The 21989-nt window shown below is 71.3% G+C and carries 15 protein-coding genes; 5 read left to right on the top strand and 10 right to left on the bottom strand.

The features are described 5' to 3' along the window. Nucleotides 1-62: 62 nt before the first annotated feature. Nucleotides 63-1328 (top strand): TOMM precursor leader peptide-binding protein, encoded by a 1266-nt coding sequence (locus RM704_RS03590; RefSeq protein ID WP_033525473.1) that lies wholly within the window; start codon nucleotides 63-65, stop codon nucleotides 1326-1328. Beyond that, nucleotides 1321-2676: an ABC1 kinase family protein gene (locus RM704_RS03585; RefSeq protein WP_033525474.1), complete on the top strand. Its 1356-nt coding sequence runs from the start codon at nucleotides 1321-1323 to the stop codon at nucleotides 2674-2676. Before RM704_RS03590 ends, RM704_RS03585 begins: the two co-directional genes overlap by 8 nt. A gap of 21 nt (nucleotides 2677-2697) precedes the next feature. Here the strand turns inward: RM704_RS03585 and RM704_RS03580 are convergent, their stop codons facing one another. From RM704_RS03580 to RM704_RS03560, 5 genes are all read right to left on the bottom strand, one after another. Then, nucleotides 2698-2907: a hypothetical protein gene (locus RM704_RS03580; protein WP_033525475.1), complete on the bottom strand. Its 210-nt coding sequence runs from the start codon at nucleotides 2905-2907 to the stop codon at nucleotides 2698-2700. Nucleotides 2908-3054: 147 nt separating this feature from the next. Next, nucleotides 3055-3378: a putative WhiB-interacting protein gene (locus RM704_RS03575; RefSeq protein WP_033525476.1), complete on the bottom strand. Its 324-nt coding sequence runs from the start codon at nucleotides 3376-3378 to the stop codon at nucleotides 3055-3057. After that, nucleotides 3375-3743 carry a WhiB family transcriptional regulator gene (locus RM704_RS03570; RefSeq protein ID WP_005480495.1) on the bottom strand — a complete coding sequence of 123 codons (369 nt, stop codon included), beginning with the start codon at nucleotides 3741-3743 and terminating at the stop codon, nucleotides 3375-3377. The genes RM704_RS03575 and RM704_RS03570 overlap by 4 nt, the downstream gene beginning before the upstream one ends. 173 nt (nucleotides 3744-3916) lie before the next feature. After that, a complete protein-coding gene (locus RM704_RS03565) occupies nucleotides 3917-4240 on the bottom strand; it encodes a hypothetical protein (protein WP_033525477.1) in 324 nt (107 codons plus the stop codon). Nucleotides 4241-4404: 164 nt separating this feature from the next. Continuing rightward, nucleotides 4405-6627, bottom strand: coding sequence for an ATP-dependent DNA helicase UvrD2 (locus RM704_RS03560; RefSeq protein WP_033525478.1), 2223 nt, complete (start codon nucleotides 6625-6627; stop codon nucleotides 4405-4407). A gap of 216 nt (nucleotides 6628-6843) precedes the next feature. Here RM704_RS03560 and RM704_RS03555 point away from each other — a divergent pair, with 216 nt between their 5' ends. Next, a complete protein-coding gene (locus tag RM704_RS03555) occupies nucleotides 6844-7086 on the top strand; it encodes a mycoredoxin (protein ID WP_033525479.1) in 243 nt (80 codons plus the stop codon). Between the two features lie 13 nt (nucleotides 7087-7099). On the opposite strand, the gene nudC is transcribed toward RM704_RS03555, so the two are convergent. The 5 genes from nudC to RM704_RS03530 form a co-directional block, all read right to left on the bottom strand. Then, nucleotides 7100-8047, bottom strand: coding sequence for an NAD(+) diphosphatase (gene nudC, locus RM704_RS03550; RefSeq protein WP_033525480.1), 948 nt, complete (start codon nucleotides 8045-8047; stop codon nucleotides 7100-7102). Nucleotides 8048-8143: 96 nt separating this feature from the next. Beyond that, nucleotides 8144-9556 (bottom strand): dipeptidase, encoded by a 1413-nt coding sequence (locus tag RM704_RS03545; RefSeq protein ID WP_033525481.1) that lies wholly within the window; start codon nucleotides 9554-9556, stop codon nucleotides 8144-8146. 10 nt (nucleotides 9557-9566) lie between these two features. Continuing rightward, entirely contained in the window at nucleotides 9567-13070 is a 3504-nt protein-coding gene (locus RM704_RS03540) for an ATP-dependent helicase (protein ID WP_033525482.1), read from the bottom strand. Nucleotides 13071-13128: 58 nt separating this feature from the next. Next, on the bottom strand, nucleotides 13129-16572 hold the full coding sequence (locus RM704_RS03535; RefSeq protein ID WP_107072219.1) for an ATP-dependent helicase: 3444 nt from the start codon (nucleotides 16570-16572) through the stop codon (nucleotides 13129-13131). Between the two features lie 311 nt (nucleotides 16573-16883). Continuing rightward, on the bottom strand, nucleotides 16884-17249 hold the full coding sequence (locus tag RM704_RS03530) for an MGMT family protein (protein ID WP_033525484.1): 366 nt from the start codon (nucleotides 17247-17249) through the stop codon (nucleotides 16884-16886). Nucleotides 17250-17434: 185 nt separating this feature from the next. Here RM704_RS03530 and RM704_RS03525 point away from each other — a divergent pair, with 185 nt between their 5' ends. Further along, on the top strand, nucleotides 17435-20236 hold the full coding sequence (locus RM704_RS03525; protein WP_033525485.1) for a lysylphosphatidylglycerol synthase transmembrane domain-containing protein: 2802 nt from the start codon (nucleotides 17435-17437) through the stop codon (nucleotides 20234-20236). A 127-nt stretch (nucleotides 20237-20363) separates the two neighbouring features. Next, complete coding sequence (locus tag RM704_RS03520) at nucleotides 20364-21914, top strand: alpha/beta hydrolase (protein ID WP_033525486.1); 1551 nt, start codon at nucleotides 20364-20366, stop codon at nucleotides 21912-21914. The last annotated feature ends 75 nt before the right edge of the window (nucleotides 21915-21989 follow it).

The raw sequence follows: 21989 nt of genomic DNA, 5'->3' as shown, positions 1-21989 counted from the left end.
CGGCGGACCAGGCACTCGCACCGTCGGCATACGGAACCGATCTCTGGCTACGGGGGCCGATCATGCATCCGATGGTGAAGCCCGCGCTCCGGCGCGGTTGGCGGGATCTCAACACCGTGCAGTTCGGTCTGGCGCCGGCGCACGCCATGGTGCTGGGCCCGATGGACACGGCGACGGGCAGTTTCCTCGCCCTGCTCGACGGCACACGCGGTGTGCCGCTCCTGCGCGACGAGGCGCGCCGCATGGGCCTGCCGGACGGCCACGTGGACGGCCTGGTGGACCGGCTGTCCCGGTCGGGCCTGCTGGACGACGCGACGGGCGGCGGCCCGGCCGCCGACGAACTGCGCGCCAAACCGGAGGTCCTGGACCGGCTGCGGCCCGACGCCGCCACCCTCTCCCTGATCGCCTCCGAGCCGGGCGACGCCATGAGTCGTCTGGCCGCGCGCCGGTCACTGAGAGTGCAGGTGCGGGGTGCGGGACGCGTGGGGGCGGTGCTCGCCTCCCTGCTGTCGGGCGCCGGGGTCGGAGAGGTCGACGTCCGCGATGTCGGCAGGGTCGAGCCATGTGACGTGGCACCGGGTGGGTTGCCGGCCGAATCGATCGGCGAGCGCAGGGACACGGCGGCACGCCGGGCCGCTCGCCACGCGGCGCCCGATCGCCCGCCTCGGCGTCGCCGCGGCCCCCGGCCGCCCGAGGCTCCACCCGGGGACCTGCCGGTGGACCGTCTCCGCGAGGAGCCCGGCTTCTCGCTGGTGATCCTCGCCTCACGCGACGGTGTCGACGTCCACGCTCCGAGGCCCATGGCCGCCGAGCCGCTCATCTCGTCGGGCACGCCACACCTCTATGCAGGTGTGGTCGAGGGGACGGGCGTCGTCGGCCCTCTGGTCCTGCCGGGTGAGACGGGTTGTGCGGGCTGCCTCGAACAGAGCCGCACCGACCGCGACGAGACGTGGCCGCGGCTGGTCGCGCAGTGGCGGTCCGGACGCCCGCACCAGTTGGAAGCGTGCGATCTGGCCCTGGCCACGACGGTCGCCGGACTGGCCGCGGCACACGCGCTCGCCTTCCTCGACGGGCGGACGCCGTCCAGTGCGGGAGCCCGCTGGGAGGTCTCGGTACCAGGGTTCGACTGGCACCCGCGTCCGGTGTGGCCGCACCCTTCATGTTCCTGCGCGGCCGCGGAAAACAGTGCCGCCGGAAAAGGTAACGGGGAACACACCGCAAAGGAGGGGGAGGCGCGCGAGACAATGGCGGAGCATCAGCGGTCAACGAGGTTGTCCCGCAAGGCACACGCGGCACGGCCTGCTGGGACTTGGAGGGCGCATGTCTGATCTTCCCCGGAAGGCGGTCACCCGGACCGCCAAGCTCGCCGCGCTTCCGCTCGGCATCGCAGGCCGGGCCACCTGGGGACTCGGCAAGCGGATCGTCGGCGAGTCGGCCGATCTCGTGGGCCGTGAACTCCAGCAGCGCACGGCGGAGCAGTTGTTCAAGGTGCTGGGCGAGCTGAAGGGCGGCGCGATGAAGTTCGGGCAGGCCCTGTCCGTCTTCGAGTCGGCGCTTCCCGAGGAAGTGGCAGGCCCCTACCGCGCGGCTCTGACCAAGCTCCAGGACGCGGCACCCCCGATGCCGACCCGCACGGTGCATGCCGTGCTGGAGGAGCGCATCGGAGCGGACTGGCAGGAGCTGTTCCTGGAGTTCGAGGACAAGCCGGCCGCCGCGGCCTCGATCGGCCAGGTGCACCGAGCGGTGTGGCACGACGGCCGAGAGGTCGCCGTCAAGGTGCAGTACCCGGGGGCGGGCGAGGCCCTGCTTTCCGATCTCGGTCAACTCAGCCGGTTCGCGCGCCTGTTGGGCCCGCTGATCCCTGGCATGGACATCAAACCGCTCATCGCGGAACTGCGGGACCGTGTCTCCGAAGAGCTCGACTACGGCCTGGAGGCCCAGGCTCAGCAGGCGCACGCGGAGGAGTTCGAGGGCGACCCGGACGTGGTGGTCCCGGCTGTGGTGCACCAGTGCGAGCAGGTGCTGGTGACCGAGTGGATGGAGGGCATCCCTCTCTCCGAGGTGATCGCCGACGGCTCTCAGGAGCAGCGCGACCGGGCGGGCCAGTTGCTGACCCGCTTCCTCTTCTCGGGTCCGGCCCGCACCGGTCTCCTGCACGCCGACCCCCACCCGGGGAACTTCCGCCTCCTGCCGGACGAGAAGAGCGGCTGGCGCCTCGGCGTCCTCGACTTCGGCACGGTGGACCGACTGCCGGGCGGCCTGCCGTCCCCGATCGGTGACGCCCTCCGGCTGACCATCGAAGGTGAGGCCGAGGCGGTCTACGAGATGCTCCGCACGGAGGGTTTCGTGAAGGAGTCGATAGACCTGGACCCGGACGCCGTCCTCGACTATCTGCACCCCATCATCGAGCCGGTCCGGGCGGACGAGTTCACCTTCGCCCGCGGTTGGATGCGCAGCCAGGCCGCTCGGATCGCCGACCCGCGCTCCCCCGCCCACCAGTTGGGCAAGCAGCTGAACCTGCCCCCGTCCTACCTCCTCATCCACCGGGTGACCCTGAGCACCATCGGTGTCCTGTGCCAGCTCGGCGCGACGGTTCGTATGCGCGACGAGTTGGAGGAGTGGCTGCCGGGCTTCCTGGCCGAAGAGGAGGAGGGCGAGTCTGCCGCGGAGGCGTAGCCGGTTCGGGCGAGGGCGGGTTCACCACCAGGCCGAGTCCAGCCGGCCTTCGATCGCGCGCAGGTTCTCCCGGGCGCAGGTCTCGCAGAAGTAGCGCCGTGCGCCGTTCTCCACGGAACAGATCCACAGGGGTCGAGGGGCCTCGGCGGTGGTGCCGCAGCGGGCGCACACGAGGGTCTGGGGTTCTGCGGCGCGGCCGCCCTGGTCACTGTCCCCGGAAAGACTCGTCACTCGGCGACGATATCGCCGCCCTCGACGGATCCGTGGGCACAACGCACCGCGGGGGCCGGTCCCTTCGGACCGGCCCCCGCGGGGAGCCACTGCTGGTGGAGGTGACGTGCCTGTCAAGGCCGGGTCATGCCGGTCGCCGCGTGGCGGCTACTGCATGACCGCCATGGCGAGCGCACGGCGGGCGCGCAGCGAGGCGCGCTCGGCCCTGCGCTGCATCCGCTGAGCGACCGCCAGGCGCATGGCCCGGCGTTCCTGCTCAGCCTGGTGCAGGCGCTCGTGCATATGCGCACGAGCCAGGGCTTCTGGCATGAGATGCATTTCTCGGGTCCTGTTCTGACGCGAGGCGTTCGCGCCGGTGGTGGTGAAATCAGGTGTCGCGGAGCCGACGGGCTCGCTCGTGGACGGCTTCATCGGGGCCTGCTTCTTGGGGTCGTGCGTGAGGGGGCGGTCGATCGTTCCGGTGATGTTCATGCTGTGACCGGGTTCTTGCGCGGGCGACCACGGGGCCGCTTGCGGGCCACGACGACACCCTGGACGAAGAGCTCGCCACCCCAGACGCCCCAGGGCTCACGCCGCTCCTTGGCGCCGGCGAGGCAGGCCTCCATCAGCGGGCAGGTGCGGCAGAGGGACTTGGCGTACTCGACATCGGCCGGCGACTCGGCGAAGAAGACCTCCGGGTCGTAGGAGCGGCAGGGGACGGGCACGCCGAGGTTCTCGATGGCGTCGTCGAGCGCGGTGAGCGCGGTGAGCGGGGTCAAGGTGGAGTCCTCCGTGAGGCCGGGCGGGGGGATCGTTTCGGAAGGCGGTACGGACGGGGCGTGCGCTTCGAGTTGCACGGTTCGTCTTCCTCGTCTGGTCGTTCCGGCCTGTTGGCCGGTTGCGGCTGGTACCGGGTTCTTTTCTTGTCCCGAGGCCCCTTCGCTCTGCAGTCCCTGGTCGGGGACAAACAGAAGGGCCGCGGATCCCGGATGGGGTTCCGCGGCCCTGAAGGCGCCGGCCTGATCGTCGATCAGGCTGGATCACTCCAGGGTTCAGGCCCACGGAAGGCCCACATCAGGTGGTGCTGCGTCGTCTGCTTCCGGAATCCGGCACCGGCCGCCGCGAAGGCATAGGCGTGGGCCTGTGCCTCTACTGCTGCTTCCAGTGCCTTGGTCGGTCGCTCATTGCGCTCACGGACGGGGAGACCCGCCAGAGACACGGAGGACGCCGGACGGCCGCCACTGAGGGCGGACAGACCGGTGCCCAGGTTCGAGACGCCGAGCATGCACAGGGAGACGGCCGAGCGATCGGTCATTTTGACCGTGCTGATGTAGCTGGTGTTGATGCTGATCACTGGACTCGCCTCCTCTCGGCGTCTACGGGGACCGGCGCGAACCAATCCGACGGATATGAAGTACATCACGAAACCAGGGCCTTCGAGAAGGCCGCTGCTCTCGTGCCTAAGAACCTATGGGGATTGCTGGGGCATGCGCAAACTATTTTTTCGACGAGTTGGTATCAGTCGTTCTCGTCGTCGCCCGCAGGCTCCCGACCTGCACAGATGTCGAGAACATCGGCGCCGTAGCGCTGCAACTTGCGGGCGCGGACGCCTGGGATGCGGGCGAGTTCAACCGGAGTGCTCGGCCCCGCTTCCGCGATCGCCATCAATGTCCGGTCCGTGAAGACACAGAAGTCGGGTTGGCCACTGCGCCGTGCCTGAACCGCGCGCCACTCCCGCAGTCGCTCGTAGAGGCCCTCGTCCATGTCGGAGGGACAGTCCTCGCAGCGCATCAGCTTCATCTCGCCGGCGTCCCGCAGGGTGCGCCCGCAGACACGGCAGCGCGCCGGGGTGCGGCTGGTGCGGCGCGGCGCTCCCTCGGTGCCGCCGCCCACGAGGTCACCCGTCCGGGCGCCCGGGAAGCCCACTTCGACGCCCCCGGAACCGCCTGTGCCGGTCCGTCCCGGGGCAGCGGTGGATCCGGGGCGCAGGCCGTTGAGGAACCGGCTGGGGCGACGATTGGGGCGGGTACCGGGCGAGCGAGACAGGGCCCAGGAGACGGAGAGCTGTTCGCGCGCGCGGGTGACGCCCACGTAGAGAAGTCGTCGCTCCTCCTCGATCTGTTCGTCCGTTCTCGCGTAGGTGATCGGCATCATGCCCTCGGCGACCCCGACGAGGAAGACGACGTCCCACTCGAGGCCCTTCGCGGAGTGCAGCGAGGCGAGGGTGACGCCCTGGACGGTCGGGGCGTGCTGGGCGCTGGCCCGCTCGTCGAGTTCCGCGACCAGGTCGCCGAGCGTGGCGTGGGGCTGGGCGGCGGCGAAGTCGTGGGCCAGGTTCACCAGGGCCGCGAGGGAATCCCAGCGTTCCCTGACCGCTCCGGAGCCCGCCGGTGGTTCACCGGTCCAGCCCTCGCCGGACAGCACGGCCCGTACCTGTGAGGGGAGGTCCACGGCGTCCTCGAGGAGGGTGTCGTTGCCCCCGAAGCGCGCGGCCGCCCTCAGCGCGGCCCCGGCCTTGCGGACCTCGGGGCGGTCGAAGAACCGTTCGGCGCCGCGCAGCTGATACGGCACTCCGGCGTCCGCGAGTGCCTGTTCGTAGGTCTCGGACTGGGAGTTCGTGCGGAACAGGATGGCGATCTCGCTCGCGAGGACTCCGGAGGCGATGAGGTCGCGGATGCGGCGGGCGGCCCCCTCGGCCTCGGCGGGCTCGTCCGCGTACTCGGTGTACCGGGGCTCGGGGCCCGGGGGCCGCTGGGAGATCAGTTCGAGGCGGTGGTCGGCGGCGCGGCCGCGGGCCTGGGAGAGCAGGCCGTTGGCGAGGTGGACCACCTGCGGGGTGGAGCGGTAGTCGCGGACGAGCTTGACGACGGTGGCCCCGGGATGACGGTGACGGAAGTCGAGCAGATGGTCGGGAGTTGCGCCGGTGAACGAATAGATCGTCTGGCTGGCGTCGCCCACGACGCACAGGTCGTCCCGGTCGCCGAGCCACAGTTCCAGCAGGCTCTGCTGGAGGGGGCTGACGTCCTGGTACTCGTCGACAACGAAGTGCTGGTACTGGGAGCGGACCTGCTCGGCGATGTCGTGGCGGTCCTGGAGGATACCGACCGTGAGCAGGAGCACGTCCTCGAAGTCGATGACGGCCCGCTCTCGCTTCAGGTCCTCGTACGTGGCGTAGATCTGGGCGATCTCGGCGGGGTCACGGGGTGCCTCACGGCCGTGTCGGGCGGTCGCGGCGGCGTAGTCGGAAGGGACGGTGCGGGTGACCTTGGACCACTCGATCTCGGCGGCCGCGTCGCGCAGTTCGTTGCGATCGAGACGGATGCGGCAGGCGGCGGCGGCGTCCGCGACGAGTTGGATCTTGCGGTCGATGATGCGAGGCATGGCGCCGCCGACGGCTTTCGGCCAGAAGTACTGGAGTTGCCGCAGTGCGGCCGAGTGGAACGTCCGGGCCTGGACGCCGGCGGCGCCGAGTTGGCGGAGACGTCCGCGCATCTCTCCGGCGGCCCGGTTGGTGAAGGTGACGGCCAGCACACTGGCGGGCTGGAGCATGCCGGCCCGCACCCCGTAGGCGATGCGGTGGGTGATCGCACGAGTCTTGCCCGTCCCTGCGCCGGCCAGCACGCACACCGGACCGTGCAGCGCGGTGGCCACCGCGCGCTGCTCGGGGTCGAGCCCTTCGAGCACCGCGTCGGCCGAGTCGGGGACCTGCGGGAAGAGGGTGGAATGCGTTGCTGCTGTCACACGGCCATGCTGCCAGGTCGCCGGAGGCGATCGAGCAGGTTGTCCACAGGCAGGCCTCCGCAGTCGTACTAATGCGGCAGGCGCTCCTGTGTTCCGGTGCGCCCGGCGCGGGCGGCGGTGCCGGGCGTCACCCGTGTAGGGGAATGGCGGACCTGTCGCGTACGTTCCACTCACTGCGACCACGCACCCCTCTGACCGTGAAGGAGCGCCAGGGACATGCCGGGCACTGTGACGATGTACAGCACCACGTGGTGCGGCTACTGCCGTCGGCTGAAGAGCCAGATGGACCGCGAGGGCATCACGTACGAGGAGATCAACATCGAGCAGGACCCGGAGTCCGCCGCGTTCGTGGAGAAGGCGAACGGTGGGAACCAGACGGTCCCCACCGTCCTCTTCCCGGACGGTTCGACGCTCACGAACCCTTCGCTGGCGCAGGTCAAGCAGAGGATCGGCGCGTAACCACGGCCGGGCTCTAGCCGGTGTGACCTCGCGTCGGCAGGGGCTTGCCGTACCAGAGTTCGATCAGTCGGGCCGCGATCGAGATGCCGTAGGGAGGCAGGACCTCCCCGGACTCGAAAGCGGCCCGCAGTTCTTCGCGGGAGAACCAGCGGGCCTCGTGGATCTCGTCGCCGTCGACGTCCACGGTGGTGGAGGTGGCCCGGGCCATGAACCCCAGCATGAGGCTGGAGGGGAAGGGCCACGGCTGGCTGGCGATGTACTCGACCTGGCCGACGGTGATGCCGACCTCTTCCTGGACCTCGCGCCGCACGGACTGCTCGATGGACTCGCCGGGCTCCACGAAGCCCGCGAGGGTGGAGAAACGACCCTCGGGCCAGTGCATCTGGCGGCCGAGCAGGATGCGGTCCTCGTCGTCAGTGACCGCCATGATCACCGCCGGGTCGGTGCGCGGGTAGTGCTCGGCGCCGCAGGCCGGGCAGCGCCGGATGTGGCCGGCCGCCGCGATGACGGTGCGCTCTCCGCACCGGGAGCAGAAGCGGTGGGTGCGCTGCCAGTTCTCCAGGCCGACCGCGTGCACCATGAGACCCGTGTCACGCGGCGACAGCAGCATGCCTGCCTCACGCAGCCCGGCCGGGCGAGCCGACTGGTCCATGCGGCCGGGCAGGGCGTCCTTCTGCAGTGCGAAATAGCTCACACCGTCGGTGTCGGTGCCCAGGAAGTAGCGGTGCGCCTCGGTGAGCGGAGCCTCGAAGGAGGGGGTCATGACGAGTTCGGTGGTGCCGTCCGGGGTCTCGTCGATGAGGACCTGACCGCCGGACACCACGAAGCAGCGGGTCGTGGGGTGGCTCCACGCCGCCGCGAGCCAGGCCTCGTCGAGCCGGTGGTGGGCGGCCCGGTCGATGCCGCTCGGGGCGGTGAGCGCGATGGGTCGGTCGGCGGTGTGGTCGGTCCAGGTGGTCACGGGTGCTTCCAACTCCCCCGGTGAAACGGTTGATTGGGCGGGCGGTTCGGCGAGGCGTGCGGCGGGCTGGGCGTCCTGGGGCGGGCGGGGCCTTCTTCAGTGTGCCTCGTGGGTGCTTTCGGCCAGTTCGGCCCAGAGGTACGCACTGGTCTCGACGCCCTTGAACAACAGATCGAGTTCGACCTTCTCGTTGGGGGCGTGCCAGCCGTCGGAGGGGACGGAGATGCCCAGGAAGAGCACGGGGGCGTCGAGAACTTCCTGGAGGTCGGCGGCGGGGCCGGAGCCGCCCTCGCGCGTGTGGCGGATCGGCTGCTGGAACGCGCGGCCCATGGCCCGTACGACCGACTGCAGGGCCGGGTGGTCCAGGGGCGTCAGGCAGGGGCGGGTGGAGCCGCTGAACGTGATCTCGTGGCGGATCCCGGCGGGGATCCGCTCGGCGGCCCAGGCGGTGACAGCCTTCTCGATGTGGTCCGGGTTCTGGCCCGCGACCAGGCGGAAGGACAGCTTCACCATGGCCGAGGACGGGATGATCGTCTTGCTTCCCGCACCCTGATAGCCGCCGCCGATGCCATTGACCTCGGCGGTCGGGCGGGCCCAGATGCGCTCCAGCGTGGTGTGACCGGCCTCGCCGCACGTCGCGGTCGACTTGGCCGTGCGCAGCCATCGCTCCTCGTCGAAGGGCAGTTCGGCGAAGAGTTCGCGTTCCCGGTCGGTGAGTTCGATGACGCCGTCGTAGAAGCCGGGGATCGCCACGCGCCCGTGCTCGTCGTGCAGGGCGGCGACCAGGCGGGCGATCTCGGTGGCCGGATTCGGTACGGCGCCGCCGAAGGAACCGGAGTGGATGTCCTGGTCCGGGCCGTACAGCTGGATCTCGCACTCGGCGAGGCCGCGCATGCCGGTGCAGACGGTGGGGGTGTCCTCGGCCCACATTCCGGTGTCGGAGACGATCACCGCGTCGGCGGCGATCCGTTCGGCCTGTGCCTCGACGAGGGTGCGGAAGTGCGGGGAACCGGATTCCTCCTCGCCCTCGATCAGCATCTTGAGATGGACGGCGGGGGCGGTGCGGCCGGTGGCGGCGAGGTGGGCACGCACACCGAGTGTGTGAAAGAACACCTGACCCTTGTCGTCGGCCGCCCCGCGCGCGTGGAGTCGGTTCGCACGGATCACCGGGTCGAACGGCTCGGTGTCCCAGCCGTCCTCGCGTGCCGCGGGCTGCACGTCGTGGTGTCCGTAGATCAGGACGGTGGGGGCGTCGGCGTCCGCGGAAGGCCATTCCGCGAAGACGGCGGGGGCTCCTGGCGTCTCCCAGACCTCGGCGGTCGGGAAGCCGGTCTCCCGGAGTTTGGCGGCCAACCAGTCGGCGCTGCGGCGTACGTCCGTCGCATGCTCGGGCTGGGCCGAGACCGACGGGATGCGCAGCCATTCCACGAGGTCGTCGAGGAAGGCGGCACGGTGGCTGTCGATGTACGTACGGACGACGCTGACGTCGCTGTCAACGGACTGGCTCATGCTCACGAGCCTATCGGCCCGCGCCGACATGCTCGTCCGGCGGTTCGTCCGTGATCGGCTCCCGTCCGTCCTCCGGCCACTCCGGCCCCTCCGTGCTCGAGTCCGGTCCCTCCTCGGCTCCGGGTTCCTCCCTGAGCAGCCGCTCCAGAGCGTCCCGACCGGGGAGGTTCGCGGGCCGTACGACGTCCCCGGTGCGGACGTGCAGGAAGACCGCGTCGACGGACTCCAGGGGCACGCCGTGCTGCTCGGCCCAGGCCAGACGGTAGACGGCGAGCTGGAGCGGGTCGGCGGCGCGGGTGCGGCTGGTCTTCCAGTCGACGATCTCGTACGTCGTCGTGCCGTCGCCGTCGTCGGTCCGGTAGACGGCGTCGATGCGGCCGCGTACGACACGGCCGGCGATGTCGATCTGGAAGGGTGCCTCGACCCGGTGCGGGGTGCGGTGCGCGTACGGCGTGCGTTCGAATGCCTCCTTCAGGGCCTCCAGGTCCAGTTCGTCGGCGATCTCGGCCTCGCTGCCGGGCAGTTCCTCGGGCTCCAGCATGGGCAACCGAAGTTCCTCGAAACGGGCTTCGAGCCAGGCGTGGAAACGGGTGCCGCGGCGCGCCGCAGGCTGCGGGGGGCGCGGCATGGGGCGGGCGAGCTCCTGCGCGAAGCCGTCCGGGTCGGCGGCCAGACGCATCAGCTGCGAGGTGGTCAGGGACGCCGGCAGGGGTACGTCGGTGACCTTCGCACGGGCTCGCATGAGCTCTCCGGTGAGGGTGTCCAGGTCGCGGTCCCATGAGGCGACGGTGCGGGACTCCTCGGGGGTGAGTGCGGAGGCGGAGGGGTGTCTGCGGGCGTGCGGCACGGCCGGCGAGCGCTCGGCCGGTGCGGGACGTTCCACGCGCGCGTGGGGGCCCTGCGCGGGGCGGTCCGACGACCAGGAGTCCCAGTCGTCGGTGTCCTCGTCGATCGAGGGGTCGTCCGGGAACTCCTCGTCGGCGGCACCCGGACGCGTGTCGTCGTGGGCGGCGGCCGCGTCCAGGTGCGCCAGCACGGTGCGGGCCGCCGCACGGCGGCGCGTCAGGGCGGTGTCGTCGAGCGGAAGCGGCCAGGCGTGGTCGGCCGCCCTCGCGTGGAGGGCGGGGTTCTCGGCGTCCTCCTCCGGCTCGTCGGCCCAGGCTTCGATCTCGCCGTGCCCGGCGACGCAGTGGTCGTACAGGGCCTTGAGGAAGTCGGACGGCCCGCGCGGGCGTTTCTGGGACGGGCCCCACCAGTGGCCGGAACCGAGGAGCAGGGAGCGGGGCCGGGTGAACGTGACGTAGCCGAGGCGGAGTTCCTCGGTGTGCTGGTGGTCCTTCATGGCCTCCTGGAAGGCCTTCAGGCCGCGCGAGTCCCAGGCCTCGACGTCGGGGAGGGTGTCGGCGTCGCCGCGCAGCTCGTGCGGCAGGACCTTGCCCTGGGCGGTCCACTTCTCGCGGCCCTGGGTGCTGGGGAAGGTACCGGTGACCAGGCCGGGGACGGCGACGACGTCCCACTCCAGGCCCTTGGACTTGTGGGCGGTGAGGACCTTGACGGTGTTCTCTCCGCCCGGCAGGGCGTTGTCGAGGCCCTTCTCGTACTGGGCGGCCGTACGCAGGAAGCCGAGGAAGGCGAGCAGGGTGGCCTCACCGGCACTGTTGGCGGCGAAGGAGGCGGCGACGTCCAGGAAGTTGGACAGGGTCTCGCGGCGGCGGGCGGCGAGCGCGTGGGGGGACGCGGAGAGTTCCACCTCCAAGCCGGTGACGGCGAGGACGCGGTGGAGGACGTCCATGAGCGGGTCCGCGAGCGAGCGGCGCAGATCGCGCAGTTCGGCGGCGAGCCGGGCGAACCGGACGCGCGCGTCCGGCGAGAACGGCAGCCCGTCGTCCTCCCCCTCGGCTTCGAGAGGGAGTTCAAGGAACGTGTCCAGCGCGTCCGCGAGCGAGATCACCTCGGACGGGTCGACGCCCTCGACGGCCGCGGCGAGCCGGCGGTCCGGGTCGGCGTCGCCGTCCACGCGCGCGTGGGAGACGAGCAGCCTGGCCCGGCGCCCCAGAAGGGCGAGGTCGCGGGGGCCGATCCGCCAGCGCGGGCCGGTGAGGAGGCGGACGAGAGAGGCGTTGGCGCCCGGGTCCTGGAGGACCTCGCAGACGGCCACGAGGTCGGCGACCTCGGGGAGGTGGAGCAGCCCGGAGAGGCCGACCACCTCGACCGGGATGTCCCGGGCGACGAGCGCGCCCTGGATCTCGGCGAAGTCCCCGGCGGTGCGGCACAGGACCGCGATCTCGCCGGGTTCCTTTCCTGTGCGCACCAGGTGGGCGATCGAGTCGGCGAGCCAGTCCAGTTCCTCGGCGTGCGTGTTCAGGAGGGCGCAGCGGACCACACCGTCGCGTTCGGCGCCGGGGGCGGGGCGGAGGGCCTCCACGCCCGCGTGCATGGCCCGCAGGGGCTCTGCGAGGCCGTTGGCGAGGTCGAGAAGACGGCCGCCGCTGCGGCGGTTCTCACTGAGCGCCTGGCGGGCCGCGGGGCGGCCGTCGGGGTGGGCGAAGTGCTCGGGGAAGTCGTCGAGGTTGGCGACGGAGGCGCCGCGCCAGCCGTAGATGGCCTGGCAGGGGTCGCCCACGGCGGTCACGGGATGACCGGTGCCGCCACCGAACAGACCTGCCAGCAGGACGCGTTGGGCGACCGAGGTGTCCTGGTACTCGTCGAGCAGAACCACTCGGAACTCGTCCCGCAGGATGCGCCCCACCTCGGGGAGTCGGGCGAGGCCGGCGGACAGGGCGATCTGGTCGCCGAAGTCGAGGAGGTCCCGCTCGCGCTTGGCCGCGCGGTAGCGGCCGACCAGTTCGGTGAGTTCACGTCGGGCGGCGGCCGCCTCGGGGACCTTGCGCAGATCCGCGTTGGTGAGCTTGGCACCTTCCAGTTCGCGCAGCAGTTCGGCGTCGTACGCACGTAGGTCCTCGGGTCGTACGAGGTGCTCGGCGAGTTCGGCATCGAGGGTCAGAAGGTCGCTGACGAGGTCGGGGAAGGAACGGGTCAGCGCCGGGTAGGGGCCCGGGGACTCCCTCAGGACGCGCGCGGCGAGCTGGTAGCGGGTGGCGTCGGCGAGGAGCCGGGCGGTGGGCTCCAGGCCGACGCGCAGTCCGTGGTCGGTCAGCAGGCGGCCCGCGAAGGCGTGGTAGGTGGAGATGACCGGTTCCCCCGGCGGGTTGTCCGGGTCGATCACGTCCGGGTCGGTGATGCCTGCTTTGACCAGGGCCTTGCGTACGCGCTCGGCGAGTTCGCCCGCCGCCTTGTTGGTGAAGGTCAGGCCGAGCACCTGTTCGGGGGCGACCTGTCCGGTACCGACCAGCCACACCACGCGCGCGGCCATCACGGTGGTCTTGCCCGACCCGGCTCCGGCCACGATCACCTGCGGAGCCGGCGGCGCGACGATGCAGGCCGTCTGCTCCGGGGTGAACGGGATGCCCAGGAGCTCCTTGAGCTGCTCGGGATCGCTGATACGGGCGGACATTCAAGAGAGGCTAACGCCGCCCACTGACAGCGGCTGCGGGACCGCCGAGCGGGCACCGTCACTCGATCACGTGACGGCCCTCGGGGCGGGCGCTGCACGATGCCCGGAAAGCGCAGTGTGCACAGTGTTGTCCGGTAGTCGGAGAGAAACGCTCGTCCAGGACCTTGCCCGCGGCGGTGGCCAGGAGGTCCCCCACCCACTCCCCTTCCGTGCCCTCCAGCGGGCCCTGCGCCTGCACCTTGGGGACGGTCTCGCCACCGTTCTTCTTGGCGGCACCCTGCCGCAGCTGGACGAGTTCGGCGCCGCCCGGTTCCGGGCGCACGCCGCCGAAGGGCTCGTCGACGGCCCCCTCGCGGACCGCGAGCTGGTACACCGCGAGCTGGGGATGGCGGGTCACCTCCGCGGAGCTCACGGACTGCTTGCCCGTCTTGAAGTCGACGACGTACGCGCGGCCCTCGGTGTCGGTCTCGACGCGGTCCATGGAGCCCCGGATGCGCACCTCGTAGTCGCCCGCCTCGAGAGTGACGTCGAAGTCGTGCTCACTGACCACCGGGGCACGCCCCGCGCGGTCCATGACATGCCACTTCAGGAAGCGTTCCAGTGCCACGCGCGCGTGCTGCTTCTCCTGCTCCGACTTCCAGGGCGCGTCGAAGGCGAGCGCGTTCCACACGGAGTCGAGGCGCTCCATGAGGACGTCGAGATCGGCGGGGGTGCGCCCGGAGGCGACCTCGTCGGCGAGCACGTGGACGACGTTGCCGAAGCCCTGGGCGGCGGTCGCGGGCGCGTCGGCCTTCACCTCACGGCCCAGGAACCACTGCAGGGCGCAGGTGTTGGCGAGCTGGTCGAGGGCGCTGCCGGACAGCACGACGGGCTGGTCACGGTTCCTCAGCGGCACCTTGCTCTCGGTGGGCTCGAACATGCCCCACCAGCGGTAGGGGTGCGCCGACGGCACGAGCGGACGGCCGTCCTCGTCGCTCAGCGCGGCCAGCCGGGCCAGCCGCAGGGCGGCCGCCTCGCGGAGGGTCTCCGACACGCGCGGGTCCACCGTGGTGGCGCGCAGTTCGGCGACGAGGGCGGCCACGGACAGCGGGCGGCGGGGACGGCCGGTGACGTCCTTGGGCTCGACCCCCAGTTCGGTGAGGAAGCGCGAGGGCTGGTCGCCGTCGTCGGCGGGGGCTTTCACCGCGGTGACGACGAGGCGTTCACGCGCGCGCGTGGCCGCCACGTAGAACAGCCGGCGTTCCTCCGCGAGGAGCGCGCCCGGCGTCAGCGGTTCGGCGAGACCGTCGCGGCCGATGCGGTCGGCCTCCAGGAGCGAGCCACGTCGGCGTAGGTCCGGCCACAGACCCTCCTGGACGCCCGCGACGACGACCAGGCGCCACTGGAGGCCCTTGGCGCGGTGCGCGGTCATCAGACGTACGGCGTCGGGGCGGACGGTCCGCCCGGTCAGCGTGTCGGCGGCGATGTCCTCGGCCTCGAGCTCCGCCAGGAGGTTGAGTGCGCCCAGACCGCCGGTGCGCTCCTCCGCGCGCGCCGCCGTGGCGAACAGCGCGCACACGGCGTCGAGGTCACGGTCCGCGTTCCGCCCGGCCGCGCCGCCGCGCCGGGCGGCGCGCTCCAGCCTCCTGGGCCACGGCGTGCCGTCCCACAGCTCCCACAGCGCCTCCTCGGCCGTACCGCCCCCCGCGAGGCGTTCACGGGCCTTCCGCAGCAGCGCGCCGAGGCGTTGCGCGCCCCGTGCGTACACCGGGTCGTGCGCCACCAGCCGCTCGGGCTCCGCCAGCGCGCGTGCCAGCAGTTCGTCCGAGGGCGGCGGTACGGGGTTGCCACCGGCTCGCTCCTCCTCGCGCAGCGCGCGGCCGAGACGCCGCAGATCGGCGGTGTCCATGCCTGCCAAGGGGGAGGACAGGAGGTCGAGTGCGGTTTCGGTGTCGAGCCAGCAGGGCCGCGCGTCGGGCGTGCGGGACGCCGCGGGCGAGTCTGCCGAGGCCTCGTCGGGAGAGTCGGGAGAGTCGGGGTCGACGGGAGAATCGGGCTCGTCCGGGGGCTCGGGCACGTCGGGTGAGTCGTGGGGTTCCGCTGCCGAGGCCGTCGAGGCCGTCTCGCTCAGCTCCGCCCGTGCCACCGCCCGCAGTGCCGTCAGCAGGGGCTGTACGGCCGGTTCGTGGCGCAGGGGCAGGTCGTCGCCGTCGATCTCCAGAGGAACACCCGCCGCGGTGAGGGTGCGCCGGATCGAGGGGATCGTGCGCGCGCCGGCACGCACCAGGACGGCCATCTCGCTCCAGGGGACGCCGTCCTCCAGATGGGCCCGGCGCAGCACGTCCGCGATGTTGTCCAGTTCGGTGCCCGGCGTCGGGTACGTGTAGACCTCGACGCGTCCTCCGTCCCGTACGGGCCTCAGCTCGCGGTGGGCGCGCACCTTCTCGGCGGGGAGGCGGGTGAGTGGCATGCGCTGGGTGAGCAGGCGGGTGGCGGCGAGCAGGTTCGCTCCCGAGCGGCGGGAGTTCCTGAGGACCGCGACCGGAGCCTGGCGTCCGTCCGCGCGCGGGAAGGCCTGCGGGAACTCCAGGATGCCGTTCACGTCGGCGCCCCGGAAGGTGTAGATCGACTGATCGGGATCGCCGAAGGCGACCAGGGTGCGGCCACCGCCGGCGAGGGTCCTCAGCAGCCGTACCTGTGCGGGGTCCGTGTCCTGGTACTCGTCGACGTAGACCGCGTCGTACTGCGCGGCCAGCCGCTCGGCGACATCGGGGCGACCGGCCAGGAGCACCGCGCGGTGGACCAGTTCCGCGTAGTCGAGGACGCCCTGCAGGTCGAGGACGTCGAGGTACTCGGCGAGGAAGGCGGAGGCCGCGAGCCAGTCCGGTCGGCCGATGCGCGCGGCGAAGGCGCGCAGGTCCTCGGGGGCCAGACCCAGTTCGCGGCTGCGGGCGAGGACAGCGCGGACCTCGTCGGCGAAGCCGCGTGTGGTAAGGCAGGCGCGCAGTTCGTCCGGCCAGCGCACATGTGCCAGACCCAGGCGCTCGAGGTCCGGTTGGCCCGCGAGCAGTTCACGAACCGCCACGTCCTGCTCCGGGCCGGACAGCAGACGCAGCGGCTCGACGAACAGGTCGCTGTCCTGGTGGGCGCGGACCAGGGCGTAGCAGAACGAGTGGAAGGTGGTGGCCTGCGGGGCGCGCGCGGCGCCCATGCGCAGCGCCATGCGGTCGCGCAGCTCCACGGCGGCCTTGCGGCTGAAGGTCAGGACCAGCACGCGCGCCGGGTCGGCCCCGCGGGCGACGCGCGCCCCCACCGACTCGACGAGCGTGGTCGTCTTGCCGGTGCCGGGACCTGCGAGAACGAGCAGGGGTCCGTTCTCGTGGTCAACCACGCCGCGCTGCTCGGCGTCCAGACGAGGGGGGTCCGTCCGGGCCGGTGGGGTACGCACCAGTCGGTAAGCGCCACGGTTCCCCTGTCGCACCTGGGTGTGCGACAGGCGCCTGGTGGAGAAAGAGGAGCTCACGTGGTTCGCCGGTCCTGGTGGGTGTGCGAGGTGTCACTGCCGGCGCGGTGCGCCGGTGTCGAGGGGTGGTGGTCGGGAAAGGGGTGCGCGGCGCGCCGCCCGTCGAGGAGGGTGGTCGCGGGGTGAGGGGGACACGCGCAGCCGACGCTACGCCGACGGGTGGTGCGGAAGCATGGCTTCCCCTTATTGCCCCCCGACTCGCGCGACACGTGCGTCCCTCGCCCCACGAACGTACGGCATGGCACCGACGTGCCCCGCGTCCCCCGTACGGACCAGAGGTCGCACCGAGGTCCCTCGGATGCCGGAAGCTGTCAGGTGTGACCCTCCGCGCCTCCACCGCCGTCCCAGCGCGCCCGCCTCATGTCGACGCGCGGCACATGGCCCTCGGTGGCGCGGCCCGCTTCGCGCAGGGGAGTCGCCTCCGCACGGTAGTGGTCCAGGGCTCTCAGTTCGTGGCCGGGCAGCAGGACGCCGTCGGCACGGACGACCCGCCACCACGCGGCCGCGCCCCCGTAGAGGGCCATGACGCGGCCCACCTGCCGCGGACCGCCCTCCCCCAGCCATTCGGCGACGTCCCCGTATGTCATGACCCGCCCCGGCGGGATCAGGTCGGCGACCTCGAGGACCCGCTCCGCGTACTCCGGCAGGGCGTCCGCCGGAAGGCTCTCCTCGCTCATCCGCCCCATCCTGCCCCACCCCACCGACAATGGGACGTGGTGGCCGACGCGTGCGTCCCTCGCCCCGGGGGCGGTCTTCGGGCAGACTGTGCGCCCCCGCATTGCACCCTGATGCCCCTGTGTGCCCACCCGGCATGCCACCATCGTGCGGGCGGTGACTGGTGATAAGAGACCAAGAAGAGACGATGAAGCAGCAGAGCGTGCACCCGGATGACGCGGCGGGCACCTCTGACGCCTCGTCGCGCCCGGACGCCTCCGAGGGGGGCGACGTGGGCAGCGACAGCGTCTCGAGGAAGGCCTCCGGCACCACCCCTCCCTCCACCGAAGAAGACTCCCCCACGGCGCACGAGGACGAGAAGCAGCAGAACGAGCAGGACGAGGAGGACCTCGAGGAGACGCACGCCGACGAGGTCGAGGGCGACGAACCACTGCTCCCCGCGCGCGTGCACCGTCCTTCGGACCTCATGCGGCTGTCGGTCGGCATCCTCGGGATCATCGTCCTGCTGGCGATCGCCGCGTTCGCCCACGGCACCACCTCCGGGCTCGAGCAGGACATCAACAAGGGCACGGGGCAGGCACCCGATCTTCTGATCAAGCTCGCCGGCCTGGGATCGAGCATCGCGATCCTGCTCGTACCGGTCGCCTTCGCGATCGAACGGCTGATCAAGCGGGACGGTCTGCGCATCGCCGACGGTGTGCTCGCGGCTGTCCTGGCGCACGGTGTGACGCTGGCCACCGACCTGTGGGTCGCCAGGGCGGCCCCGGACTCGATCCAGGAGGCGCTCACCCAGCCCTCCCCCGGCGACATCCACGCCCTCACGGACCCGGTACACGGCTACCTCGCGCCGGTCATCGCGTACATGACCGCCGTCGGCATGTCACGCAGACCCCGCTGGCGGGCCGTGCTGTGGATCGTGCTGCTGTTGGACGCCTTCTCGATGCTGGTCACGGGCTACACGACACCGTTCTCGATCATCCTGACGGTGCTGATCGGCTGGACCGTCGCCTACGGAACGCTGTACGCGGTCGGCTCCCCGAACGTCCGCCCGACCGGCCGGACTCTGATGGCCGGCCTCAGGCGGGTCGGCTTCAAACCGGTGAGCGCCGCCCGTGAGGAGATCCCGGAGACGGCGGAGGGTGGGGACCGGGGGCGCCGGTACTTCGTGACGCTGGAGGACGGCCCACCGCTGGACGTCACCGTCGTGGACCGGGAGCAGCAGGCTCAGGGCTTCTTCTACCGCGTCTGGCGGCGTCTGACACTGCGCGGCATCACCACGCGCCGCAGCCTCCAGTCGTTGCGCCAGGCGCTGGAGCAGGAGGCCCTCCTGGCATACGCGGCCATCGCGGCCGGTGCCAACGCGCCGAAGCTGATCGCCACGTCCGAGCTCGGACCGGACGCCGTGATGCTCGTCTACGAGCACACCGGCGGCCGCACCCTGGACTCCCTGGCGGACGACGAGGTCACCGACGAGCTGATGTCGGACACCTGGCACCAGGTGAAAGCACTGCAGTCGCGGCGCATCGCGCACCGCAGGCTCGTGGGTGACGCCATTCTGGTGGATCGTTCCGGCACGGTGATTCTCACCGATCTCCGTGTCGGCGAGATCGCGGCGGGCGATCTGGTGCTGCGCATGGACGTCTCCCAGTTGCTGACGACCCTCGGTCTGCGCGTGGGCGCGGAACGCGCGGTGGCCTCGGCGGTCGCCGTGCTCGGCCCCGACGCAGTGGCCGACTGTCTGCCGATGCTCCAGCCGATCGCCCTGTCCCGCTCCACACGCGCGACGCTGCGCCGACTCGCCCGGGAGCGCGCCGAACGCGAGCGCGAGGCGGTCCTGGAGGCGTCCCACCTGGCCAAGCAGGCCCGTGCGGAGGAGCACAGCAGGGCCGCCGAGCCGAGCAAGGCCGACAAGAAGGCCGTGCGGGCCGAGCAGCGGGCCGAGAAGCGGGCGATCGACGAGGCCCTCGAGGAGGCCCGCGAGGAGGACCTGCTCACCCAGATCCGCCATCAGGTGTTGCTGATCAGGCCCCAGGCACCGGTCGAACCGGCCCGGCTGGAACGGGTCAAGCCGCGCACGCTGATCAGTCTCATCGCCGGTGCGATCGGCGCGTATTTCCTGCTGACCCAGCTCACCCACATCGAGTTCGGGCCGCTCATCGAGAACGCCGAGTGGGGCTGGGTCGCCGCGGCGGTGTTCTTCTCCGCGCTGAGCTACGTCGCGGCGGCCATGAGCCTGCTGGGCTTCGTGCCGGAGCGGGTGCCGTTCCTGCGGACGATCGGGGCGCAGGTCGCCGGATCGTTCGTGAAGATCGTGGCGCCGGCCGCCGTGGGCGGTGTGGCACTCAACACACGCTTCCTGCAGCGTGCGGGAGTGCGGCCGGGGCTCGCGGTGGCGAGTGTCGGCGCATCGCAGCTCTTCGGGCTCGGTTGCCACATCCTGATGCTCTTGGCCTTCGGCTATCTGACCGGTACCGAGAAGACGCCGTCCTTGTCGCCGTCCCGCACCGTCATCGCGGGCTTGTTGACGGTCGCGGTGCTCGTGCTGGTGGTGACGTCGATCCCGTTCCTGCGCAAGTTCGTCGTCACGCGCGTGCGGTCGCTCTTCGCCGGTGTCGTGCCTCGCATGCTCGACGTGCTGCAGCGGCCGCAGAAGCTGATCACCGGCATCGGCGGCATGCTGCTCCTCACGGGTTGCTTCGTGTTGTGTCTGGACGCCTCCATCCGCGCGTTCGGCAATGAGGACGTGTCGATCAGCATCGCCAGCGTCGCGGTCGTCTTCCTCGCGGGCAACGCGCTCGGTTCCGCGGCCCCGACCCCGGGCGGTGTGGGTGCCGTCGAGGCCACCCTCACCGTCGGTCTGATCGCCGTCGGGCTCCCCAAGGAGGTCGCCGCGCCCGCCGTGCTGCTGTTCCGTCTGCTGACCCTGTGGCTGCCCGTACTCCCGGGATGGCTGGCCTTCAACCAACTGTCGCGCAAGGGCGCGCTGTAGAGCTCACGCGCGCGTGAGGTCCCTCTCGACGACTCACACGGTCCACGCGCGCGTGGCCACGCCCGGGGCTCACTCGCACGGCCCGCGCGCCGAGCGCATCGCCCTCGACGATTCCAGGATGGGGGGCATGCCCCACTGTGCCCGACCGCGTGCCGTCGCCGTGACCGCCATCGCCGCCCTGCTGTCCCTGACGGCCGTGGGCTGCGGCGACGACGCCCAGGGGGACGAGGGGGACCTGGCGACGCAGAAGCTGAGCTGGAAGACCTGCGAGGCACCGTCCGAGTCCCAGGGGGGCGGCACCGCACCCTCACCGCTGCCGGACGGTGACGTCTGGCAGTGCGCCACCATGAAGGCACCTCTCGACTGGGACGAGACGGACGGCGACACCATCGGCATCGCACTGATCCGGGCCCGGTCCAGTGGCCCCGAGAGTGAGCGGATCGGCTCGCTCGTCTTCAACTTCGGCGGCCCCGGCCTCTCGGGCGTCAAGACGCTTCCGTCGTTCGGTGAGGACTACGCCAAACTGCGCACCCGCTACGACCTGGTGAGCTTCGACCCGCGTGGCGTCGGGCGCAGCGCCGGCATTGAGTGCGAGGACGACGAGGCACTCGACGAGTACTTCCAGCAGGACATGACACCGGACGACGCCTCCGAGCGGACGGAGTTCCTCGACAACACGAGGACGTTCAACTCCGCCTGCGAGGACAACTCCGGCAAGACCCTCCCGCACGTCCCCACCACGGACGCCGCCCGCGACATGGACCTCATGCGCCGCGTTCTCGGCGACGACGAACTCCATTACTTCGGCTTCTCGTACGGCACCGAACTCGGCGGCGTCTACGCCCATCTCTTCCCCGAGAACGTCGGGCGGGCCGTGTTCGACGCGGTCGTCGACCCGACCCAGACCTCGGAGCAGGGCTCGCTCGCCCAGGCCAAGGGCTTCCAGCGGGCGCTAGACAACTACGCCCGGGACTGCGTCTCCCAGGTGGCGGAGTGCCCCGTGGGCGACACCGAGCAGGACGTCGAGGACCGAATCGTCAAGCTGCTCGAAGACCTCGACAGAAAGCCGATCACCGGGGTCTTCCCCCGCGACCTGACCGAATCCGAGGCGAGGAACGGTATCGCCCAGGCCCTGTACTCCCAGGATCTCTGGCAGTACCTGACGGAGGGCCTGGACCAGGCGTACGACGGGGACGGCCAGGTGCTGATGCTGTTGTCCGACTCGTTGAACGGGCGCAGCGAGAACGGCGAGTACAGCAATATCTCCGCGGCGAACGTCTCCATCAACTGCGCGGACGACAAGCCGCGCTACACCACCGAGGACGTGGAGGAGAGGCTGGCCGAGTTCCGGGCGGCCTCGCCCGTCTTCGGTGAGTGGCTCGCCTGGGCCATGCTCAGCTGCACCGACTGGGCGGTCGCCGGCGCGGCCGACCATCCCGATGTGCGGGCCCCGGGCTCGGCGCCGATCCTCGTGATCGGCAACACGGGCGACCCGGCCACGCCGTACGAGGGAGCGCGAAGGATGGTCGAGGCGCTCGGGCCGGGGGTCGGAGTGGGGCTGACGTACGAAGGGCAGGGCCATGGCGCGTACCGCAGCGGCGACGCGTGCGTCCGGGCGGCCGTGGACGGTTACCTGCTGACGGGGAAGGTACCGAAAGCCGACACCGTCTGCTCGTGAACCCGCAGGTAAGAACGTTATCCACAGGCAATCTCGGTATTCTCCGCAGCCCGCATACCATGGCATGACCGTCAT

Source organism: Streptomyces gottesmaniae (assembly GCF_031845845.1).
Lineage (GTDB): Bacteria > Actinomycetota > Actinomycetes > Streptomycetales > Streptomycetaceae > Streptomyces > Streptomyces akebiae.
The sequence above is the reverse complement of the archived record's forward strand: the minus strand, read 5'-3'. Positions and strand labels throughout refer to the sequence as shown.